Genomic DNA, 18115 nt, shown 5'->3' on the forward strand with positions numbered 1-18115 from the left:
CCTCAGGCTGATGCAAGGATTGACCTCAGGCCACCAACGTTGCCGTTACTGAGCAGCAGAACAACATCGCCTGGTGTAACGTGTGTTTCCAGCCACGGAATCACACTGCTCCCCCAGGAATCGGTAGCTTCTGTCAAAGCATAACCGTTAATGCCGCGTGCCGCAAGGTCGCTGATCAATTGGTTGGTGTTAAGACGTTCTGATGGTTTAAAGCGCTCCGGACGGTGAACCGGGCCAATAACAACTGTGGCTGCGCCGGTGAAACACTCTGCCAGTTCATCCTGGAAAATATTGCGGGTTGTTGTATTGGATCGTGGCTCGAAAATGGCATGGATTGCGGCAGTAGGGAATTGCTGCTGCACTGCCTGTAGCGTTGCACGTATGGCCGTAGGGTGATGAGCGAAATCATCAATAACCATAGCCCCTTTCCACACACAGATTTTTTCCATACGTCGCTTGGGAGGAACAAAGTGCTCTAAAGCCAGGATACACTCCTCACCGGTTACACCAACGTGCATGGCTGCAAGTAATGCCATGCTTGCGTTACGGATGTTGTGCTCACCGGCCATCGGTAGTGCGAACGGTCCCAAAACCGCACTCTCTGACCTTAGGTACCACTGTGACCCATCAGGATTGGCAACAATGTTAGTAATCTGCCAGGTTGCTGAAGGGGCTTTGCCAACGCTTTGAACAGGACAAAAAACGTGTTGTGTAACGTTGAGTGCATCGGCATCGTCGGCATTTACCAGGATTAACCCGGAGCGGGGAACCAGTCTGGTAAGCTGGACAAAGGATTTCTTAATTGAGTCCAGGCTATCGAAAATATCGGCATGATCGAATTCGATATTGTTAATTATTGCAACATTCGGCCGGTAGTGTACGAATTTGCTTCGCTTATCGAAAAAAGCAGTATCATACTCGTCACCCTCAGCTACAAAAACACCGGTGCAGGTGTTATGCGTGGCAGGTGGAACGGGTCGGCACCCGTTGGTGAAGCCGTGGGGTACTCCGCCGACAAGGAAGCCCGGTTCAAAACCTGCGTGCTGGAGAATCCACGTTGTAAGTGACGCTGTGGTGGTTTTGCCATGAGTACCGCTGCAAACAATGCCGGTGTTGCGGGCAATAAAATGCTGCCCCACGAATTCGCTTACCGATGCAATGGGAATGCGCGCATCAAGCACTGCCTCTAATTCGGGATGACCACGGCTGATGGCATTGCCTACAATTACCAGATCAGGTGCCGACACAACAAGGTCAGAACCGTCAGCGTACTCCGTCCACACAATCCCATGCCGGTCCAGCACTCCGCGCATCGGCTCGTACACTGCATGGTCTGATCCCGTTACCCTATGTCCGATCTGGGAGGCTGCCACAGCCACTGAACCCATCGCGGTGCCGCCGATGCCCATAAAATGAATATGCATTGTATGCATCCTTTATCTTCTACTGGTGTGCCTCAGGCACCGGGGCCGGTCGGCGGTAATAATGTCAGGGTGCCGGTCAGTTAAATGCACCCGAAATGAAATATAAGTTGTAATTTCCATAATTACCGAAGGGATTTAATTATCGGAGATCACATGATTAGAGCGATTATTACTGCATTATTACTGACAACGATTACTGCAACAGCATCCTTTTGGGAATCCACCGACGGGCCCCCCTCAAATGCGATGTGTTTGGTTTCTAACAGCAAGGGACATGTGTTTTGTGGTACGCCGAACAGTGCGATCTACAGAACAACTGACTTGGGTACAAACTGGGAACGTCTGGATAAGGGGATTGACGATGGGGGTCCGAACTTTGTAATGGTAAACGAAATCTGTGTAGATAAGAATGACGTTCTCTATGCAGCCGTGTCAAGTACCGGGATCCTGCGGTCAACTGACAACGGGAATTCGTGGACGAAACTTGACCTGGGCATGGAAGTTGAAGACAACGCCATTCTCTTTGTTGCAATAAAAAACCTCGACAACGGCAGTACCGCTGTCTTTGTTGGACATAGTGGTCCCCGTAAGGTTTACTTCCGATATTCCGATAACAATGGCGACACATTCCGTGAGATACCGCTTGGTAACCTGCCAAAAGCCATGAATTCAATTGAAAATGTGTATTTGTCGCCAAACTCGAATCGGATTTTTGCGATGATAACCTATAATCTTGGCCTCTACAGGTCCGACAATATGGGAACCTCCTGGCGTAGGATCGACAGCGATCCGTTGTCAGGTGAGAGTGATGACCTGTATACGATGATCACTGCAAACAAGAAAGGGTGGCTGTATCTTGGGAGGAATGCACTCTCGTCATCTGCACGGTTTAAGAATGCCTGTGTGCTCCGCTCAAAGAATGACGGTGAGTCGTGGGAGTACATTACTGAGGGCTGGGATTCGCGTGACATTACAAACAACAAAATTCGCGGGATTGCCTGTGGGATTAATGACGAAGTCTGGGCAATCACGAATAAGGGATCTGGTGTTTTCCAGTCAACAAACGGTGGCGACTTATGGATAAACCGGAATGAGGGCCTTCCCAATGACGGAGCGGGTGCCGGCATTGCCGTGACGCCAAACAACGCTGTCTTTGTTGGTCAGAGTGGTGGTTTTGTTTACCGATATCTTGGTGGTGTATCTGTTGATGAAGATCTGCCTTCAAAGGTCAGAATTCAATCCGTCAGCCTGACACCGAATCCGGTTCGTGACAGGGTGTATGTTCATGCTACGCTTAATACTCCCGGGAATGTTACCGTTCAGCTTTTTAACGTAACCGGCATTCCGGTGGTAGAGCCATATCGGTCACACCAGGCAGCACAACACCATACGATAAGCTTTGCTACTGAAACTCTGCCGAATGGTGTGTATATGTGGACGCTTACGTCGGCTGACGGAGTTACGACTGGCTCTGTGGTCGTAAACCACTAGGCACGGTTACTTCACCTGTGAAATAAACCAGAGGTCTCCGGCCTGTACGGTAGAGCATTGTACTGCGCGTAAGTTATCGATCGTGAGTGTTACAATGCGTGAGGTGCTGCTAACGGTATCAACTCGGGTCAACGTGATTGGTTTTCCTCCAATACGTTTATTCCATCGCTGCAACTCGTCTGTTAAATCAAAGCGTTCAATTGCAAGCATTGGTGTACCATCCGCTTTGCGCATAAGTTCGCTGGCTGCCGTATAGTTGCCGCTATCAATTTCTGCCTTCCAAAGGTGGGCTACACCGGCAGCCGTTTGCTGGCTGCGTTCAATAATGTCAGGGTGTCTGGCGGAGTCACCAATAACAAACACGGCACATCCGGTACCGGTGATGCAAACAAGAACGAGAAGGATGAGTTGGATTATGCGCATCATACACTACGATTGAAAAAAACGAACGGTGGATGAAAGTGCGGCGGTAAATGACGGAGTCGGATTATCCATTGGATGAGTTATACCGAACGTATGAGTGGAAGCAGGCAACATCAGCACATTACTGGCAGTGCTCACATCACTGAACAGTAGCCGGGCTTCCTGTGGTGAAACTACAAGATCGCCTGTGGTATAGACGTAGAATGATCGCTCCGATATTTTTCGTGCTGCACCCACAATGTCAAGTCTGTCTGCATATACCGCGACTTCGTGCTTAAGCTGTTCAGGGATACGTCGCGAACCCCGGATCCACGTAGAGATACCAGCCCAGACAGCCACGCGTTCCCGGGTGTGGCTACGTTCGGCGGCAACAATCTGTGCCAGGGCACCGCCCCTGCTGTGTCCGAGAAAGTAAACAGTATAGCCGGTAAATGAATTTAATATCGAGTGAATAGCATCAATATCCTCAGTGGGTGAGATTCCCTTGATGACCGGGCGTACCGAAGCCCATCCCAGCTGTGCAAAGTGTCGGGCAATGTATGGGAAAAACCCCCAGTAGGGTCCGGCGTTTGCACCGTGCAGAATCATGATCAGGGGCATGTTAGTCATGCAAAAGATCCGGACGACGAAGCTGTGTTTTCCGTAATGCCTGTTTATCACGCCAGTTTTTGATTTGGGCATGATCGCCCCTCAGAAGAACGTCGGGCACGTCCATACCGCGAAATGACGCAGGACGTGTGTACACGGGGGCATCCAGGAGTCCATGCATAAACGAATCATCAAGGACGCTTTCTGAATCTGAAACGGCTCCCGGGATCAGGCGGACAACGGCGTCAGTAAGGACTGCGGCTGCCAGCTCGCCACCGGTAAGGATATAGTCGCCAACCGAGATTTCTCTGGTTACCAGAGCATCGCGAACACGCTGGTCAATACCCTTGTAGTGTCCGGCAAGCAGGATCAGGGCTTCAGCAGTAGAGAGTGCGTTACACATTGTCTGGTTAAGCGGCTCTCCGTCAGGACACAGATAAATCACGTCATTGTAGTGTCGCTCGGACGTCAGGCGTTCAATGCAGGAAAAGATGGGTTCACACTGAAGCACCATACCGGCTCCGCCGCCGTACGGAGTATCATCGATATGACGGAACCTGTCAGTAGCATAATCATGCAGGTTGTGCACATGGATTTCTGCCACGCCCTGATTTTGGGCGCGTCCCACAATACTGGTACTGAAAAAGTTACCAAAAATCTGTGGTACTGCGCACACGATATCGATTCGTATCATGAAATACTCATCTTGTTTAAAATGCTGCTGCTACCGTACAGGCAGAGTTACTCATCGGGATCCGGGACTGAAGTGTTCAGCAACCCGTCTAATAACGTAACGATAATTTTTTTTTCAATAACATCAACGTGTTGAATGACCTCATCGATCACCGGCAGGAGGATCTCGGTGCCGGCAGGAGTCCGCACCACCCACACGTCATTGGCAGGAAGAAGAAGCACGTCTTCCACCGTACCCAGAACATCACCGGGTTTCCCGGCCTCATTATCAGCAGCCTGATACACCCAACACCCGATGATGTCGGCAACTCTGAAAGCATCCGCTGCTGCCTGCAGGCTTCCGGGTTTGGCGAAAACAGCCATATCAACTAAACCGGCTGCCTGCTCACGTGAACCTACTCCGGTAAACCGAAGGCGGATGTGGTTTACGCCCGTATCAACGCTTTGTACACCATAGGGTTGGGTAAAGGCAGCACTGAAGCCTACTCCAACTGTATTGCCAGCCTTCACGCGGAGTTCGCCCGGTGGTGTATCTGCCAGCTCTACAGTGCCGTCAGTGCCTACACATCGTGAGATAACTCCCAGATACTCAGTAAACGAGGCGGTTGTATTCAACGCAGTACCAACGTTAACCTAGGTATGACCTCAGTGTTTTTGAGCGTGATGCATGGCGCAAACGACGGATTGCCTTTTCCTTGATCTGCCGAACCCGTTCGCGGGTAAGTGCAAACTTCTCGCCAATTTCTTCCAGCGTAAGAGCCTGCTGATCATCGAGGCCGAAGTACAGCCGAATGACTTCGGCTTCGCGCTCGCTAAGTGAGCAGAGTACCTGCTGAACCTCAACGCGCAGCGATTCGCGCATCAGTTCGCTATCGGGCGGTGGCTGTTGTTCGTTTGGAAGAATGTCAAGCAGACGGTTGTCTTCACCGTGAACGAACGGTGCATCGACTGAAAGGTGCCGACCACTGATTTTAATTGTTTCCGAGATTTCGGCAATCGACATTTCGAGTTGTTCCGCAAGTTCAGCTGCAGTAGGTTCACGCTCGTACTGCTGTTCCAGTTCGGAAAACTTTTTACCAATTTTATTCAGGGCACCAACACGATTTAAGGGTAGCCGGACGATACGGCTTTGCTCGGCAAGAGCCTGTAGAATGGACTGTCTGATCCACCACACCGCATAGGAAATAAACTTAAAGCCCCTTGTTTCATCAAATCGCTTTGCAGCCTTAATCAGACCCAAATTTCCCTCGTTGATAAGGTCACCAAGCGACAAACCTTGGTTTTGATATTGCTTGGCTACCGAAACCACGAACCGAAGATTTGCCTTTACCAGACGCTCTAAGGCAAGTCCGCCTTCAAAGCCGCCACGTTTTATGGCCTGTGCAAGCGTGATCTCATCATCGCCCGTTAACAGGTCAACCCTGCCGATCTCCTGCAGGTATTTATCTAATGACTGGCTTTCCCGGTTTGTATACTGTTTAGTAATTCTCATAAGCTATGGTTGAGGGAGATAAAAACGTTAGCGGGGTGCATAGACGCAGCCCGACTTGATAAAGTGCTACGAACCTGCAAATTTAAGGTTTCCGGCAATAAAAGGACACATCATGCTGCCGGGCAACACCGGAACTGGCAGTATATCATGCTGCAAACCATGGTTACCGGGCTGCCAAACGCTGCAGGATCGTTGGAACAACCTGGTCTGCGGTCAGGCGGATCTGCTCCATACTGTCACGCTCACGCAGCGTAACAGTCCCATCGGATACCGTCTGACCATCAACGGTAACGCAAAACGGAGTGCCGACTTCGTCTTGCCGCCGGTACCGGCGGCCGATAGCTCCGCTTGTATCGTAATCAGCCCGGAAATGCCGTAAAAGCTCAGAATACAGGTTCTGTGCTGCTTCCGGCATACCGTCCTTATTCACCAGCGGGAATACGGCTACCGTTATTGGTGACAGGTGTGGCTTAAACCGCAGTACCGTTCTGGTATCAGTTGTACCGTCGGCTCCCGGTATCTCTTCTTCGTGGTAGGCATCGCAGAGGACTGCCATAAACGTGCGTGTGGCACCAATAGCAGTTTCGATAACATACGGTACATATCGTTCGCGGGTAGCGGTATCTACATACTCAAGTTTTTTACCACTAAACTCCTGATGCCGAAGCAGATCAAAATCGGTCCTGGAGTGGATACCCTCGATTTCGCCCCAGCCAAACGGAAAGAGGTATTCGATATCTTCGGCAGCTGCAGCATAGTGAGCAAGCTTTTCATGTGGCTTCCTACGCAGATTCTCCGGAGTAAGTCCAAGGTTTACAAGCCACTCCCATCTGGCGGCACGCCAGTATTCAAACCACTCGTCCTGGGTACCCGGTGCAATAAAGAACTGCATTTCCATCTGTTCAAACTCACGGGTGCGAAACAGGAAGTTCTTGGTGTTTATCTCGTTGCGAAAGCTTTTACCAATTTGAGCAATTCCGAAAGGGGGCTTCAGGCGTGCGCTCTCCATGACGTTTTTGAAGTTTACAAAGATGCCCTGGGCGGTTTCAGGGCGCAGGAAGATACCGTTGCCGTCGTCGGCAACGGGCCCGATGTGGGTCTTAAACATCAGGTTAAAGTTCCGAACCTCCGTCCAGTCCGTTGTCCCCGACACAGGGTCTTTAATACCCGCATCCATGATGATGGCATGTAAATCGTCATTGTGTCCGGCCGATTGCAGTCTGGCTTCCAGAGCATCAGCCTCAGCCCCCTTCCCTTTATCACGCAAACGTTGAATATGTTCTTCAATCAGGTTGTCGGCACGGTATCGTGCCTTGGAGGTTTTGTTATCAATCATTGGGTCGGAAAACTGCTGGACGTGTCCGCTGGCTTCCCATACCCGTGGGTGCATCAGGATCGAGGCATCAATCCCGACGATATCGGGGCGATAGGTCATGCTCTTCCACCACGACTCCTTAATGTTGCGCAGAAGTTCTACGCCCAGTGACCCAAAATCCCAGCAGCCGTTTAATCCTCCGTAAATTTCGGAGCTTTGAAAAACAAAACCCTTGCGCTTTGCAAGGGAAAGTATCGTATCGAGGTTTTTTACCATAATTGGCAAAAATCGCTGCAATTAAGTTAGCGTACAAGAAGTTAGTGAGAAACATTATGCAACACCACCACACGTTCTCTCTTCGGAGCCTTGTAGGCATCGCCATGCTGGGCACGGCACTGGTTATGCTGAGCGGGTTTCAAATGCAGTCCGGGAAGGACCATATTTCGCTCCAACCGATTAAAGCTAGCGGTAGGGCCGGTGACACACTAACGGTTACGGGTACGCTGAAGATAGACAAGTTCTGGCATACCTACGGAACCAGGGAAGTGGTTAACAGCGAGGGACTCGGACCACTGCCTACCACATTTTCAATGGAACATAAACAGGTGAAGATGCTGGGTATGCCACGCTTTACAAAGGGGCTTCACACGCACTATGACAGTGTTTGGGCTACCAAGGTAGACGAAGTCTCCGGCAAGGCTGAATATCAGTTCAAGATTGTGTTGCATCCCGGCCTGCAAAAGGGGGCTGTGGTAAAAACCCGCCTCAGTGTTGATCTGCAGATGTGTGATACCGTGAGCTGCTTGCCACCGGAAACCATCGATGTTCCCCTTGAGGTTACTGTTACCGAGAATGCTGCCGTCTTACCGGCTGACTCGGCCGGTGCGCCTGAATTTGGCGATACTGCAGGTGCCATTGCACAACCTGCAACAGATACCGGCAGAGCCGGGAGTACGGATGGCGTCAGCGTGAACGAAGAAATCGAGCAGCAGAAATCCGGCGGTTTGCTGAACTTTTTCTTCTATGCAATGGGTGTTGGCTTCCTTGCGCTTTTCACGCCGTGCGTATTTCCAATGATCCCAATAACAGTAAGTTTTTTTACAAAGCGACACGAGAAGTCCAAAGGAAGCAGTAAGGGATTTTCGGACAGCATCGTCTTTGGCCTTGGAATCATTTCTACATTTACGGCAGTTGGCATTATTACGTCAATCATCTTCGGAGGGGCTGCCATCCAGAACATGGCAGCAAGCCCGTTGCTGAATATTGCCTTTGGGGCTTTATTCCTTGCTCTGGCATTTAATCTTTTTGGTGCATACGAGATTCAGGTTCCGGTAGGAATTATGAACAAACTCAACAAGAAGGCTACCGGCAACAGTACAGCCTCCGTCTGGGTGATGGGGTTTGTGTTTTCACTCACGTCATTCACCTGCACGGTACCCTTTATTGGCACCCTGTTATTAAGTGCGGCGAATGCAGATTCTGCAGATGCATATATCTACCCTGCAGTGGGCACGCTTGGATTTGCAACTGCCTTTGCGATTCCGTTTGCAATACTCTCGCTCTTTCCTGCGCTGCTGGTCCGTTTGCCGCGTGCCGGCGGCTGGATGAATAATCTTAAAGTTATCATGGGCTTCCTTGAAATTGCAGCAGCCGTTAAATTCTTCTCGAATGCTGATCTTGCGGCTGCCTGGGGTGTAATTCCCAGGGAGGTTTTCCTGAGTATCTGGGCCGGTGTTGGTCTGCTAACCACACTGTACATCCTTGGTGTTTTCGAGATGAAGTTAGATACCAAGGTTGAGAAAGTTGGAGCATGGCGTGCTACGCTTGCTACCGTCTTTGCTTCACTGACGTTTTGGTTTGCCGCAGGCATGATGGGGAGTGAACTGGGATCGTTTGTTGAAGCACTGCTGCCACCCGAAAACTATAAAGAGCTGATGGATAAGGCCAATGGTGTGGCATCCGCAGGTATCGTTCCGGAGCTTAAGGATGAAAAAAACGGGAGGGAGGAAGGCCACACGTGGATTGATAATCTGGACAGTGCCAGGGTACGTGCACGCCGTGAGAACAAACCTATCTTTATTGACTTTACCGGATTCACCTGCACAAACTGCAGGTTGATGGAGAAATACGTTTTCTCCAAGGCAGTTGTGAGTGACAGATTTGAAAAGTTTATTCTGGTACAGCTCTATACTGACCGACGTGAGGAACCCTATATCAGCAATCAAAAAATCCTTGCCGGATATGGTACGATTGCCAACCCGCTGTATGTGCTACTGAAACCTGACGGTAGTTTTATCGCAAAAAGCGGGTACCTTCCAAAGTATCAGGCCGATCCTGCAACGTTTGCAGAGTTTCTTGATCAGGCGTTGGGTGGAGCACAGGCATCGTTATGAGCTCAGTACACATCGAACCGCTAACACAGGAAACGTTTGGTGACTTTACTCGTCTGATTTGCGCCCTTGCCGAATACGAAAAGTTAGACCCACCGTCAGCACAGGCTGTTGAACGGTTACGACGGGATGCTTTTTCGGTAATCCCGCGCTACTGGGCATGGTTAGCTTTTGTTAACGATAGCGCCGTTGGCTATGCGATTGCCTTCGAAACGTACTCGTCCTTCCTTGGGAAGCCAACAATGTACCTGGAGGATGTGTTTGTTTTACATGACTTTCGTAGTAGTGGTGTTGGTAGTCAGTTGTTCGATACTGTTCGGAACCTTGCGCGTGAACGTGAATGTGGCAGAATGGAGTGGGCCGTGCTTGACTGGAATACATCGGCCCAGGAATTTTATCAAAAGAAGGGGGCTCGGGTGATGAAAGAATGGCTGTTGTGTAGGTTAGAGCCGTAAGGCTTACCTGAATAAGCCACGATTTCAGGAATCCGGTACATTCATCAGCTAAACAGCGTGTCTGTATTGGCAGAGTGTCGGCGTGGTTGCACCAATGGGTTGGCATGTATACCGGAGTAGAGGTACACGGGTGTTGCCGGATGCCGTTCCTTCCTATGCTCTGTCCCTGACAGCTATTCCGGGGGCCTGCCAGCACTGTCAACAAAGGCAAACCATGCAACGTTTACCGTCAGTCGGCATCGGAGCCCACAGTTACGATGACGTTGTCGATAAGCCGCGTACTCCCCAGACGGGCAGCTACAAGGAGTACAATTGTGTCGCCGGTTAAAACGGTTTCCAGTGGCTCAAGAGTATCGGGATGTACGGCAGCTACATAATCCACCTGCAGACCGCTAAGTTCTTGCAGCATTGCGTCTTCGATTGTTTTTCCTGTTGCCCCTGCCGTGTGTGCTGCTAACCTGCCTGCACGGAGTGCCCGATACAATGCCAATGCCGTTACACGGTCAGCACTTGTTAGATAGCGGTTCCGGGAGCTTAAGGCAAGCCCGTCAGCTTCGCGTATGGTCGGACACACAGTAATCCCAACACCAAGATTCAAATCCCGGGTCATACGTTTTATTATTAATGTCTGCTGGTAATCTTTCTGACCGAAGTAAGCCTCGTGCGGATGTGTAGCAGCAAATAACTTGCAGACAACTGTTGCCACGCCATCAAAGTGACCGGGCCGAACAGCACCCTCAAGAACTGTTGATAGACGTCCAACGGTGATCATGGTACTGTAACCCTGCGGATACATGGCAGAGGTATCGGGAATGAACAGGTGGGTAGCACCATACTGTTCTGCCAGCGCAGCATCCTCATCGGGTGTCCGCGGGTACCGCGCAAAATCGTCAGCAGGACCAAACTGTGTTGGATTAACAAAAACGGTGACAATTGTTGCCGGATGGCGTAGCGCCGAAGCTGTAATCAGTGAGGCATGGCCCGAATGCAGAGCACCCATGGTGGGAACAACGCCAATTGTGGCACCTCCGGTTCGCAGTGCAGCCGATTCTTTCTGCATCTCAGCCACGGTTTTTACGATTTTCATTATCCAAAGCTACAACGTCACGCCGACAATCGTAGCATGTACTTCCAGGGTATGTCTGTAATTGTTTGTATTGCGATCCTTGTTTGCACCTGCTGTTCAGGTGTTGCTACTGCTCAGAAGACGGCACCCGTAACCGGCATTGATGTTAATGACGATGTTATTGACCACAGCCGTTTTGATTCACTGTGGCGTGCCAGCAAGAAGCATGGTAAACTTGACACGCGAGCTGTTGCCACAGAAGTCTATGCTTCGTACCGCAGAGCACTTGCAGAAGCCCGGCCCAACATGTTCTATCCGCAGGCGCGGATAGCGTTCTGGGTGAACGCCTACCTTGCCGTCCTCATGGACGTAATGAGCTACCGTGCCGGCTACCGTGCAACGCTATGGGACTCTCTGTTTCTTACCCGCGATACCGTTACGGTAGCAGGCGGCAGGTTTACGTTGCATCAGCTCGCCGATACCGTCGAGAAAATTGCCGGCAGCGTGGCTATCAGAGCGTTTTTCTGTACCGGCAGCAGCACAGGCCCTCCGTATCCTTCACGTGCTCTTTATGCCAAAACCGTGAAATCAGCACTCAGGGAACAGCTACGCCGACTGATACGCTCAGAGAAGTTCGTTCTGTACGATCCGGCAGGACGAATCCTTCAGCTTGCTCGGATGTTTGAGTCATGGATCCCGAAAATGAAGGCTGAACAGGGCAGTCCAATTCAGTTTTTACTGCCGTGGATGACAGAAGAAACCGCTGCCCAGGTTGCTCTTGCCGGTAGTCAGATAAGGATTCAGATCTCCGACAGAATTGAAACCTTTAAACGACAGCACTGACAATGATGCGTTGTAAGTTTGTTCATGCACTTCCCCATAGATAGGACGCTAACACCACGCCTGGATATGATGGCTGTTCAGCGCGGCACGCTCTCCAATGTGCCATCAGATCACATGGCTGTAGCCGAGTATGCAAACGGTCAATGGCTAAAATCCCGAATTCAGCCGTATCGCCCAATCCCGCTCTCGCCATACAGTATCGTGCTACATTATGCCCAAACTGTATTCGAAGGCATGAAAGCCTATCGCGGAGCCGACGGTGTGATTCGGATTTTCAGGTGGGAAAAACATCACGCACGCCTGCTAAAATCGCTTGCCCGCATGTGTATGCCCGACGTTCCGGCCGACCTGTTTCGTGGTGGCGTTTTTGGTCTGGCGGGAGTAGATTCTGACTGGGTTCCACCCGGTCCGCCTGCAGCATATTACCTGCGACCGTTTGTGTTTGGCAGTGAAGAACATGTTGGCCTGAAGCCTGCAGATGAGTATATGTTCATGGTGCTTGGAGCCCCGTTTCGGGCTGCTTATAAAGGTAAGCTGAAAATCAAAGTCGAACGTGATTACTCGCGTGCCGCACCCGGCGGGACCGGATTTGCAAAGTGCGGGGGAAACTATGCAGGTGTGATGCTCCCAACCAAGATTGCTCACAGCGAAGGTTATGATCAGGTGCTGTGGACCGATGCGCTTACCCACAGTACGGTGGAGGAAATCGGTACCACAAATGTTGCATTTGTTATTAAAGGGGCTTTGGTTACGCCTCCACTTGGAAACACAATCCTGGACGGTGTAACACGTGACTCGGTGCTGACTCTTGCACGAGATATGGGAGTTGAAGTCCATGAACGCAGTATCGAAGTAGCGGAGATTGTCTCGGGGTTAAAGGACGGGTCGGTGACCGAGGGGCTTGGTTTTGGAACCGCTGCCTCGGTTGTGCCGATGGGCATGATTGCTGTGGACGGTGTTCAGTATGAATTCCCGGACTCCCCTGACGGCATTGCCACTGCTGTACGCGCCAAACTGGATGGCATACGCTATGGTACTCTGGCGGATACGTATAAATGGATGACCGTTGTAGAACCGGAGTAAATAATGAAAATGAATACTAGATCGGATGACTGGTTTATTCAACTGCTGCAATACGGTAACTGGCAGTTCGATCGGATTTACGGTGCATTGCAGCAAACCAATTTGCTGGATCATGAACGCGTTAAACTGCTTGTACCTCATATCACGAGGTCCCGGTTTATGTGGCATTCACGCTGCACGAAGGTTGAACACGAACAATCGGTTACACTGCTTCCGGTTGCAGATACTCCCCGACAGTTTACGTACGCTACCCAGCTGTGGGTGGATTATTTAACCGGTCTTGACGCAGGTATATTCGAAATCATGATTTTGTACACCGACGCAAAAGGCAACCACCACCACACACCGCTGTGCGATATCATTGAGCAGGTAGTAAACCATTCAACACACCACCTGGGTGAACTCGTGCGACTCATTCGGATAAGTGGCGGTGAGCCCCCTCAAACAGACTTTATAGCTTTTTCTCATATCTACCATAAGGAGCAATGAACGATGAGAACGATATTTACAATCTCTGCTTTTGTGTTTAGTGTGATATTTCTTGCAGGGTGTTCATCTTCAAAAAACGTAAGCACCGATCCAACCGCAAACGCCTGGCAGGTTACTCAGATTGGAGCGCAAAGTCTGGCAAGTATGAGTGCTGATCACATCCCTACATTGGCGTTTGATCCGGTCAAGCGTATGGTATCAGGGAGCACAGGCTGTAATGTGTTTAGCGGTTCGTATACTAACGACCTGACGTCGCTCAAGTTTGGTACGCTTGCCGTTACCAAGAAAGCATGTGAACCCGATGTGATGAGCGTTGAAACGGCTTTTATTGACGCATTGAATCGTGCCACCCGGATGAAGGTTGATGGTGATATGCTGATGTTGCTCGACGGTACGGGAACTGAGCTCTTGAAAGCTCAGGCCAAGTCAGCACTGTAAAGTTTTCAATGCCGATGGCTTCGCAAACGGCAGCCGATACAGTGCCACTGCAGTATGTAAAGGGAATCGGCCCGCAGCGCGCCCGGGTACTGGCTTCTGAAGGTATTGTAACGCCAGATGACGTACTGCGGCTGGTCCCTCGCGGCTATATTGACCGGAGTCTTGTAGGCTCAATGCGCGATATTGCAGTGCGTTTACAAGCTCAATCCGAATGGCTGGAGTCACCGGGTAACATTCCCGCCAGCGTGAGCAGCGAATCGTCGGTGCTTGTGACCGTTGATCACGTCAGCGAACGCCCATTGCGCGGTGGTCGTTCAATGCTCACCGCAAGCGTAGGCGATCAAATGGGTGGACAGGCACAGTTGGTGTTCTGGAATGCTATCGGATATTATCGTACGCTGCTTAAGGTTGGCGAACGGTTCCTGGTTAGCGGTATGCCCGAATTCAATGATCGCTTTGGCAGGCTTACGTTTACTCACCCTGAGCTGGACAGAGTTGATGACGATGACATAGAGCGGATGAAACAGGGGGCTGTGTTAAGCATGTACCCGATGTCGCAGCGCATGAAGTCAGCCGGTATTACAATGCGAATGCTGCGCAGTCTTGTGAACAGTGCACTGGAATTGTTGCAGAATTCGGTGATCGAGGTGCTGCCGAATGAGATTTTGGAGCGACATCACCTGATGCAGAGAAGCGAGGCCATTCGCAAGATCCATTGTCCGGAATCAATGGCCGAAGCAACAGAAGCATGGCGCAGGCTTAAGTACGAAGAGTTCTTCCTGTTCCAGATAATGCTTGCCCAACGTCAGGGTACCCTGAAGCGGAGTGAACCGGGTATCGTCATGCACCCCAAAAGCCCTCGGGCACGTGCTCTGATGGAACGTTTGCCGTACGCTCTGACCAGTGCACAGCGGCGCGTAATAAACGAAATTATTGCCGATGTGAAGCAGGGTATTCCCATGCATCGTTTGTTACAGGGCGATGTTGGAAGCGGGAAAACCATTGTTGCCCTGCTGTGTATGCTGAATGCTGTTGACAATGGCTATCAAACGGCTCTGATGGTGCCAACAGAGATTCTGGCTGAACAACACTACAGGAATTTTATACGTTTACTGGACGGTTTGGATGTCAGCGTTGAGCTGCTTGTTGGAGCCCAAGGTAAAAAAGTACGCAGGACGGTTGAAGATAAAGTGCAAACGGGGCAGGCACATATCATAGTGGGAACTCATGCTCTGTTTGATGGCAATATCAGTTACAACAACCTTGGTTTGGTTGTTATTGATGAGCAACATCGCTTTGGAGTAGCACAGCGAGCCGAGCTGCAGCGGCTTGGCAGGATAAGTCATGCCGGGCATCAGTTGTGGCCTCACGTGCTGGTGATGAGTGCCACGCCAATTCCGCGAACCCTGGCAATGACTGTGTACGGCGATCTGGATACGTCGGTGATCGATGAACTTCCACAACACCGGAAACCAATTAAAACCAAGGTTGTGTTCGAATCGCAAATCAAACAGGCCTACGACTTTATTCGGGAACACGTGCGGGACGGACGTCAGGCATACATTGTGTTTCCACTCGTTGAGAAGAGTGAAAAACTGGAGGTAAAAAGTGCGGTTGAGCACTATGAGTATTTCCAGAAATCAGTGTTCCCGGATTTAACGGTGGGGTTACTCCACGGTAGAATGACGGCAGCCGAAAAGGATGTAGTCATGACGGAGTTCCTTGAAGCGCGAACCAAGGTCCTGGTTGCAACCACCGTAATCGAAGTTGGCGTAGATGTTCCCAACGCTACCGTTATGCTAATCGAGAATGCCGAACGTTTCGGGCTGGCACAGTTGCACCAACTGCGCGGCCGGGTGGGCAGGGGAGCTGATCAAAGCTACTGTCTGCTTGCCACTAAAGATCATTATCGTTATCACCTGAAATCAGCAGATGCCGGTGTAGAACGAGCTAAGAGTATAGCGCGGCTGCGGACCATGGAAGAGACGACTAACGGGTTTACGATTGCCGAGGTTGATTTGAATCTTCGCGGCCCTGGCGACGTGATGGGTACGCGGCAAAGTGGCATTCCGGAGTTTGCATACGCCAATATCGTATCCGACGGTGATTTACTGACGCTGGCACGATCGGATGCATTCGCAGTAGTGGCAGACGATCCGGAGCTTGTCCAGCCAAACCATGCTGCACTCCGCCGTCATGTTATGGCACAGCTTTCGGGCCAGAACTCGGTTCATATTGCATAATTTCGGTGTGCTCAATATCAGCGAAATATTCTATTCGATCCAGGGAGAGGGGTCGCGAACCGGCCTCCCCTGCGTGTTTGTGCGGGTTCAGGGCTGTAAACTGCGTTGCTCCTGGTGCGATACAACCTATGCGCTGGACCATCGGAAAACTGAACAGCAGTACACAGTAGATCAGGTGCTCCTTCACGTTCAGAAGTACAACTGCAGGTTCGTAGAACTTACAGGCGGTGAACCATTGGAACAACCGGAAGTGTTGACCCTGATGCGCAGATTGTGCGATATGGGATATACGGTGGCGGTAGAAACAGGAGGGCATGTTGATATCAGTAGCGTTGATGAGCGTGTTATACGGATCGTTGATATTAAATGTCCGGACTCTAAAATGGCACCACTCAACCGGCTTGAAAATATCGGCTGCCTGAAGCCCCCTGATGAAGTAAAGTTTGTTATTGGCTCACGTGGTGACTATGAGTACGCCAGGGATGTTATTTCAGAATACCGTCTTACAGAACGAGTTAACGAAATTCTTATGTCGGCAGTATTCGGTGTCCAGGACTATCGTCAGTTGGTGGAGTGGATTCTGGAAGATGCTCTTCCGGTTCGCTTCCAGTTGCAGATTCATAAATATATCTGGGATCCGGCTATGAGGGGTGTTTAAGGATAAGGAAATTTAATGCACAGTACCAATTGTTACACAGTAAACTCTGTCCTCACTACATCCGTACGTCAACCCAGGGTGTGGTATGCTGCCACAGCCTTGCCAGTTGCTATGGTAATGATAATGATAACGATGTTTGCAATACCTATCACTAGTTTTGCACAGGCACTAAGCAGCAGGACGAATTTTTACGATGGCTATGCAGCACCGGTTATCCTTGCCGAGGTTAACAGCGACCACGATGATTATGCTCCCGTATGGCAAACAAATATGAACAGGCTGGTGTTTACCAGTGAGCGTAACGGGTATGCAGAGCTGTGGCAGGCACGTTTCCCGGAAAACATTGTTGCTCCGAACAGCAGCCCTGATGTTTCAGCCGTACCGGGTACGTTTAATGCGGACGGGCACTGGAGGTCATTTATCAGTTTTGGTAAGGACGGCGAGGCTGTTGGTGTTGCATTCACCAGGCACGAGGCACAGGCATGGCCAACCATCGTTACGGCACCTACCGATGCCGATGCAGTGAACTTGGGACATCCAATAGCTCAGATTCACCGCAATGGTTTCGATGCACAACCTGCTTTGTCGCTGGATGGTACTCGCTTGGTATTTGTTTCGGACCGTGAGGGTGGAGCAGGGGGCCTGGACCTATGGGTTTGTGATCGCCGTCGGGACGAGGAGTGGGATGCACCGGTACTGCTGAGTTCGCGCGTGAACAGCGAGGGTGATGAAGTTACACCATTCTTTATTTCGGCCGATACGCTTGTGTATGCATCAAATGGATATGGCGGAAAGGGTGGTTTTGACTTGTTCATGGTTGTGCTCCAGGCAGGCGTGTGGGGCGAGCCGGAACCACTCGACTGGCTGAACACCGAGTATAACGAAACCGATCCGGCGATTTTACCCGACGGCTCGTTTGTGTTTGCATCAAATCGTCCGGGAGGCAAGGGACTCCTTGACTTGTGGATTTCAAAGCGGAAGCAGTAGGCGTTAACAGAGGCCTGCGGCCAGAGCTGAGCGGTAT

At 50.8% G+C, this 18115-nt stretch carries 18 protein-coding genes; 10 read left to right on the plus strand and 8 right to left on the minus strand.

Features of this window, described 5'->3' with window-relative positions; genetic code table 11:
* Positions 1-2: 2 nt before the first annotated feature.
* Complete coding sequence (locus tag HRU79_09220; protein ID QOJ26814.1) at positions 3-1424, minus strand: UDP-N-acetylmuramate--alanine ligase; 1422 nt, start codon at positions 1422-1424, stop codon at positions 3-5.
* 153 nt (positions 1425-1577) lie between these two features.
* Between HRU79_09220 and HRU79_09225 the strand changes: the two genes are divergently transcribed.
* On the plus strand, positions 1578-2915 hold the full coding sequence (locus HRU79_09225) for a T9SS type A sorting domain-containing protein (GenBank protein QOJ26815.1): 1338 nt from the start codon (positions 1578-1580) through the stop codon (positions 2913-2915).
* Between the two features lie 6 nt (positions 2916-2921).
* On the opposite strand, the gene HRU79_09230 is transcribed toward HRU79_09225, so the two are convergent.
* The 6 genes from HRU79_09230 to HRU79_09255 form a co-directional block, all read right to left on the minus strand.
* Positions 2922-3341, minus strand: a complete 420-nt coding sequence (locus tag HRU79_09230) for a hypothetical protein (GenBank protein QOJ26816.1) — start codon at positions 3339-3341, stop codon at positions 2922-2924.
* A gap of 3 nt (positions 3342-3344) precedes the next feature.
* Complete coding sequence (locus HRU79_09235) at positions 3345-3926, minus strand: hypothetical protein (GenBank protein ID QOJ26817.1); 582 nt, start codon at positions 3924-3926, stop codon at positions 3345-3347.
* A gap of 13 nt (positions 3927-3939) precedes the next feature.
* A complete protein-coding gene (gene trmD / locus HRU79_09240) occupies positions 3940-4617 on the minus strand; it encodes a tRNA (guanosine(37)-N1)-methyltransferase TrmD (GenBank protein ID QOJ27310.1) in 678 nt (225 codons plus the stop codon).
* A gap of 50 nt (positions 4618-4667) precedes the next feature.
* Positions 4668-5234, minus strand: a complete 567-nt coding sequence (gene rimM / locus HRU79_09245) for a 16S rRNA processing protein RimM (protein ID QOJ26818.1) — start codon at positions 5232-5234, stop codon at positions 4668-4670.
* A gap of 13 nt (positions 5235-5247) precedes the next feature.
* Positions 5248-6111, minus strand: a complete 864-nt coding sequence (locus HRU79_09250) for a sigma-70 family RNA polymerase sigma factor (protein ID QOJ26819.1) — start codon at positions 6109-6111, stop codon at positions 5248-5250.
* A gap of 163 nt (positions 6112-6274) precedes the next feature.
* Positions 6275-7702 (minus strand): glycine--tRNA ligase, encoded by a 1428-nt coding sequence (locus tag HRU79_09255; GenBank protein ID QOJ26820.1) that lies wholly within the window; start codon positions 7700-7702, stop codon positions 6275-6277.
* Positions 7703-7758: 56 nt separating this feature from the next.
* Between HRU79_09255 and HRU79_09260 the strand changes: the two genes are divergently transcribed.
* A complete protein-coding gene (locus HRU79_09260; protein ID QOJ26821.1) occupies positions 7759-9819 on the plus strand; it encodes a thioredoxin family protein in 2061 nt (686 codons plus the stop codon).
* Positions 9816-10271, plus strand: coding sequence for a GNAT family N-acetyltransferase (locus HRU79_09265; protein ID QOJ26822.1), 456 nt, complete (start codon positions 9816-9818; stop codon positions 10269-10271). Before HRU79_09260 ends, HRU79_09265 begins: the two co-directional genes overlap by 4 nt.
* Positions 10272-10500: 229 nt before the next feature.
* Here the strand turns inward: HRU79_09265 and HRU79_09270 are convergent, their stop codons facing one another.
* Positions 10501-11358: a pantoate--beta-alanine ligase gene (locus tag HRU79_09270; GenBank protein ID QOJ26823.1), complete on the minus strand. Its 858-nt coding sequence runs from the start codon at positions 11356-11358 to the stop codon at positions 10501-10503.
* A 51-nt stretch (positions 11359-11409) separates the two neighbouring features.
* On the opposite strand from HRU79_09270, the gene HRU79_09275 reads away from it, so the two are divergent.
* The 7 genes from HRU79_09275 to HRU79_09305 are packed head-to-tail and all read left to right on the plus strand — an operon-like array spanning position 11410 to position 18078.
* Positions 11410-12180, plus strand: coding sequence for a hypothetical protein (locus tag HRU79_09275; GenBank protein QOJ26824.1), 771 nt, complete (start codon positions 11410-11412; stop codon positions 12178-12180).
* A gap of 24 nt (positions 12181-12204) precedes the next feature.
* Positions 12205-13263, plus strand: coding sequence for a branched-chain amino acid aminotransferase (locus HRU79_09280; protein QOJ26825.1), 1059 nt, complete (start codon positions 12205-12207; stop codon positions 13261-13263).
* A gap of 9 nt (positions 13264-13272) precedes the next feature.
* Entirely contained in the window at positions 13273-13752 is a 480-nt protein-coding gene (locus HRU79_09285) for a hypothetical protein (protein QOJ26826.1), read from the plus strand.
* 3 nt (positions 13753-13755) lie between these two features.
* Positions 13756-14190 carry an META domain-containing protein gene (locus HRU79_09290; protein QOJ26827.1) on the plus strand — a complete coding sequence of 145 codons (435 nt, stop codon included), beginning with the start codon at positions 13756-13758 and terminating at the stop codon, positions 14188-14190.
* Between the two features lie 14 nt (positions 14191-14204).
* The gene (gene recG / locus HRU79_09295; GenBank protein QOJ26828.1) at positions 14205-16433 is read left to right on the plus strand and encodes an ATP-dependent DNA helicase RecG; all 2229 of its coding nucleotides are present in this window, start codon (positions 14205-14207) and stop codon (positions 16431-16433) included.
* On the plus strand, positions 16387-17091 hold the full coding sequence (locus HRU79_09300; protein QOJ26829.1) for a radical SAM protein: 705 nt from the start codon (positions 16387-16389) through the stop codon (positions 17089-17091). Before recG ends, HRU79_09300 begins: the two co-directional genes overlap by 47 nt.
* Positions 17092-17106: 15 nt before the next feature.
* Entirely contained in the window at positions 17107-18078 is a 972-nt protein-coding gene (locus tag HRU79_09305; protein ID QOJ26830.1) for a PD40 domain-containing protein, read from the plus strand.
* The last annotated feature ends 37 nt before the right edge of the window (positions 18079-18115 follow it).

It is taken from the genome of Ignavibacteria bacterium (genome assembly GCA_015709655.1).
Lineage (GTDB): Bacteria > Bacteroidota > Ignavibacteria > Kapaibacteriales > Kapaibacteriaceae > OLB6.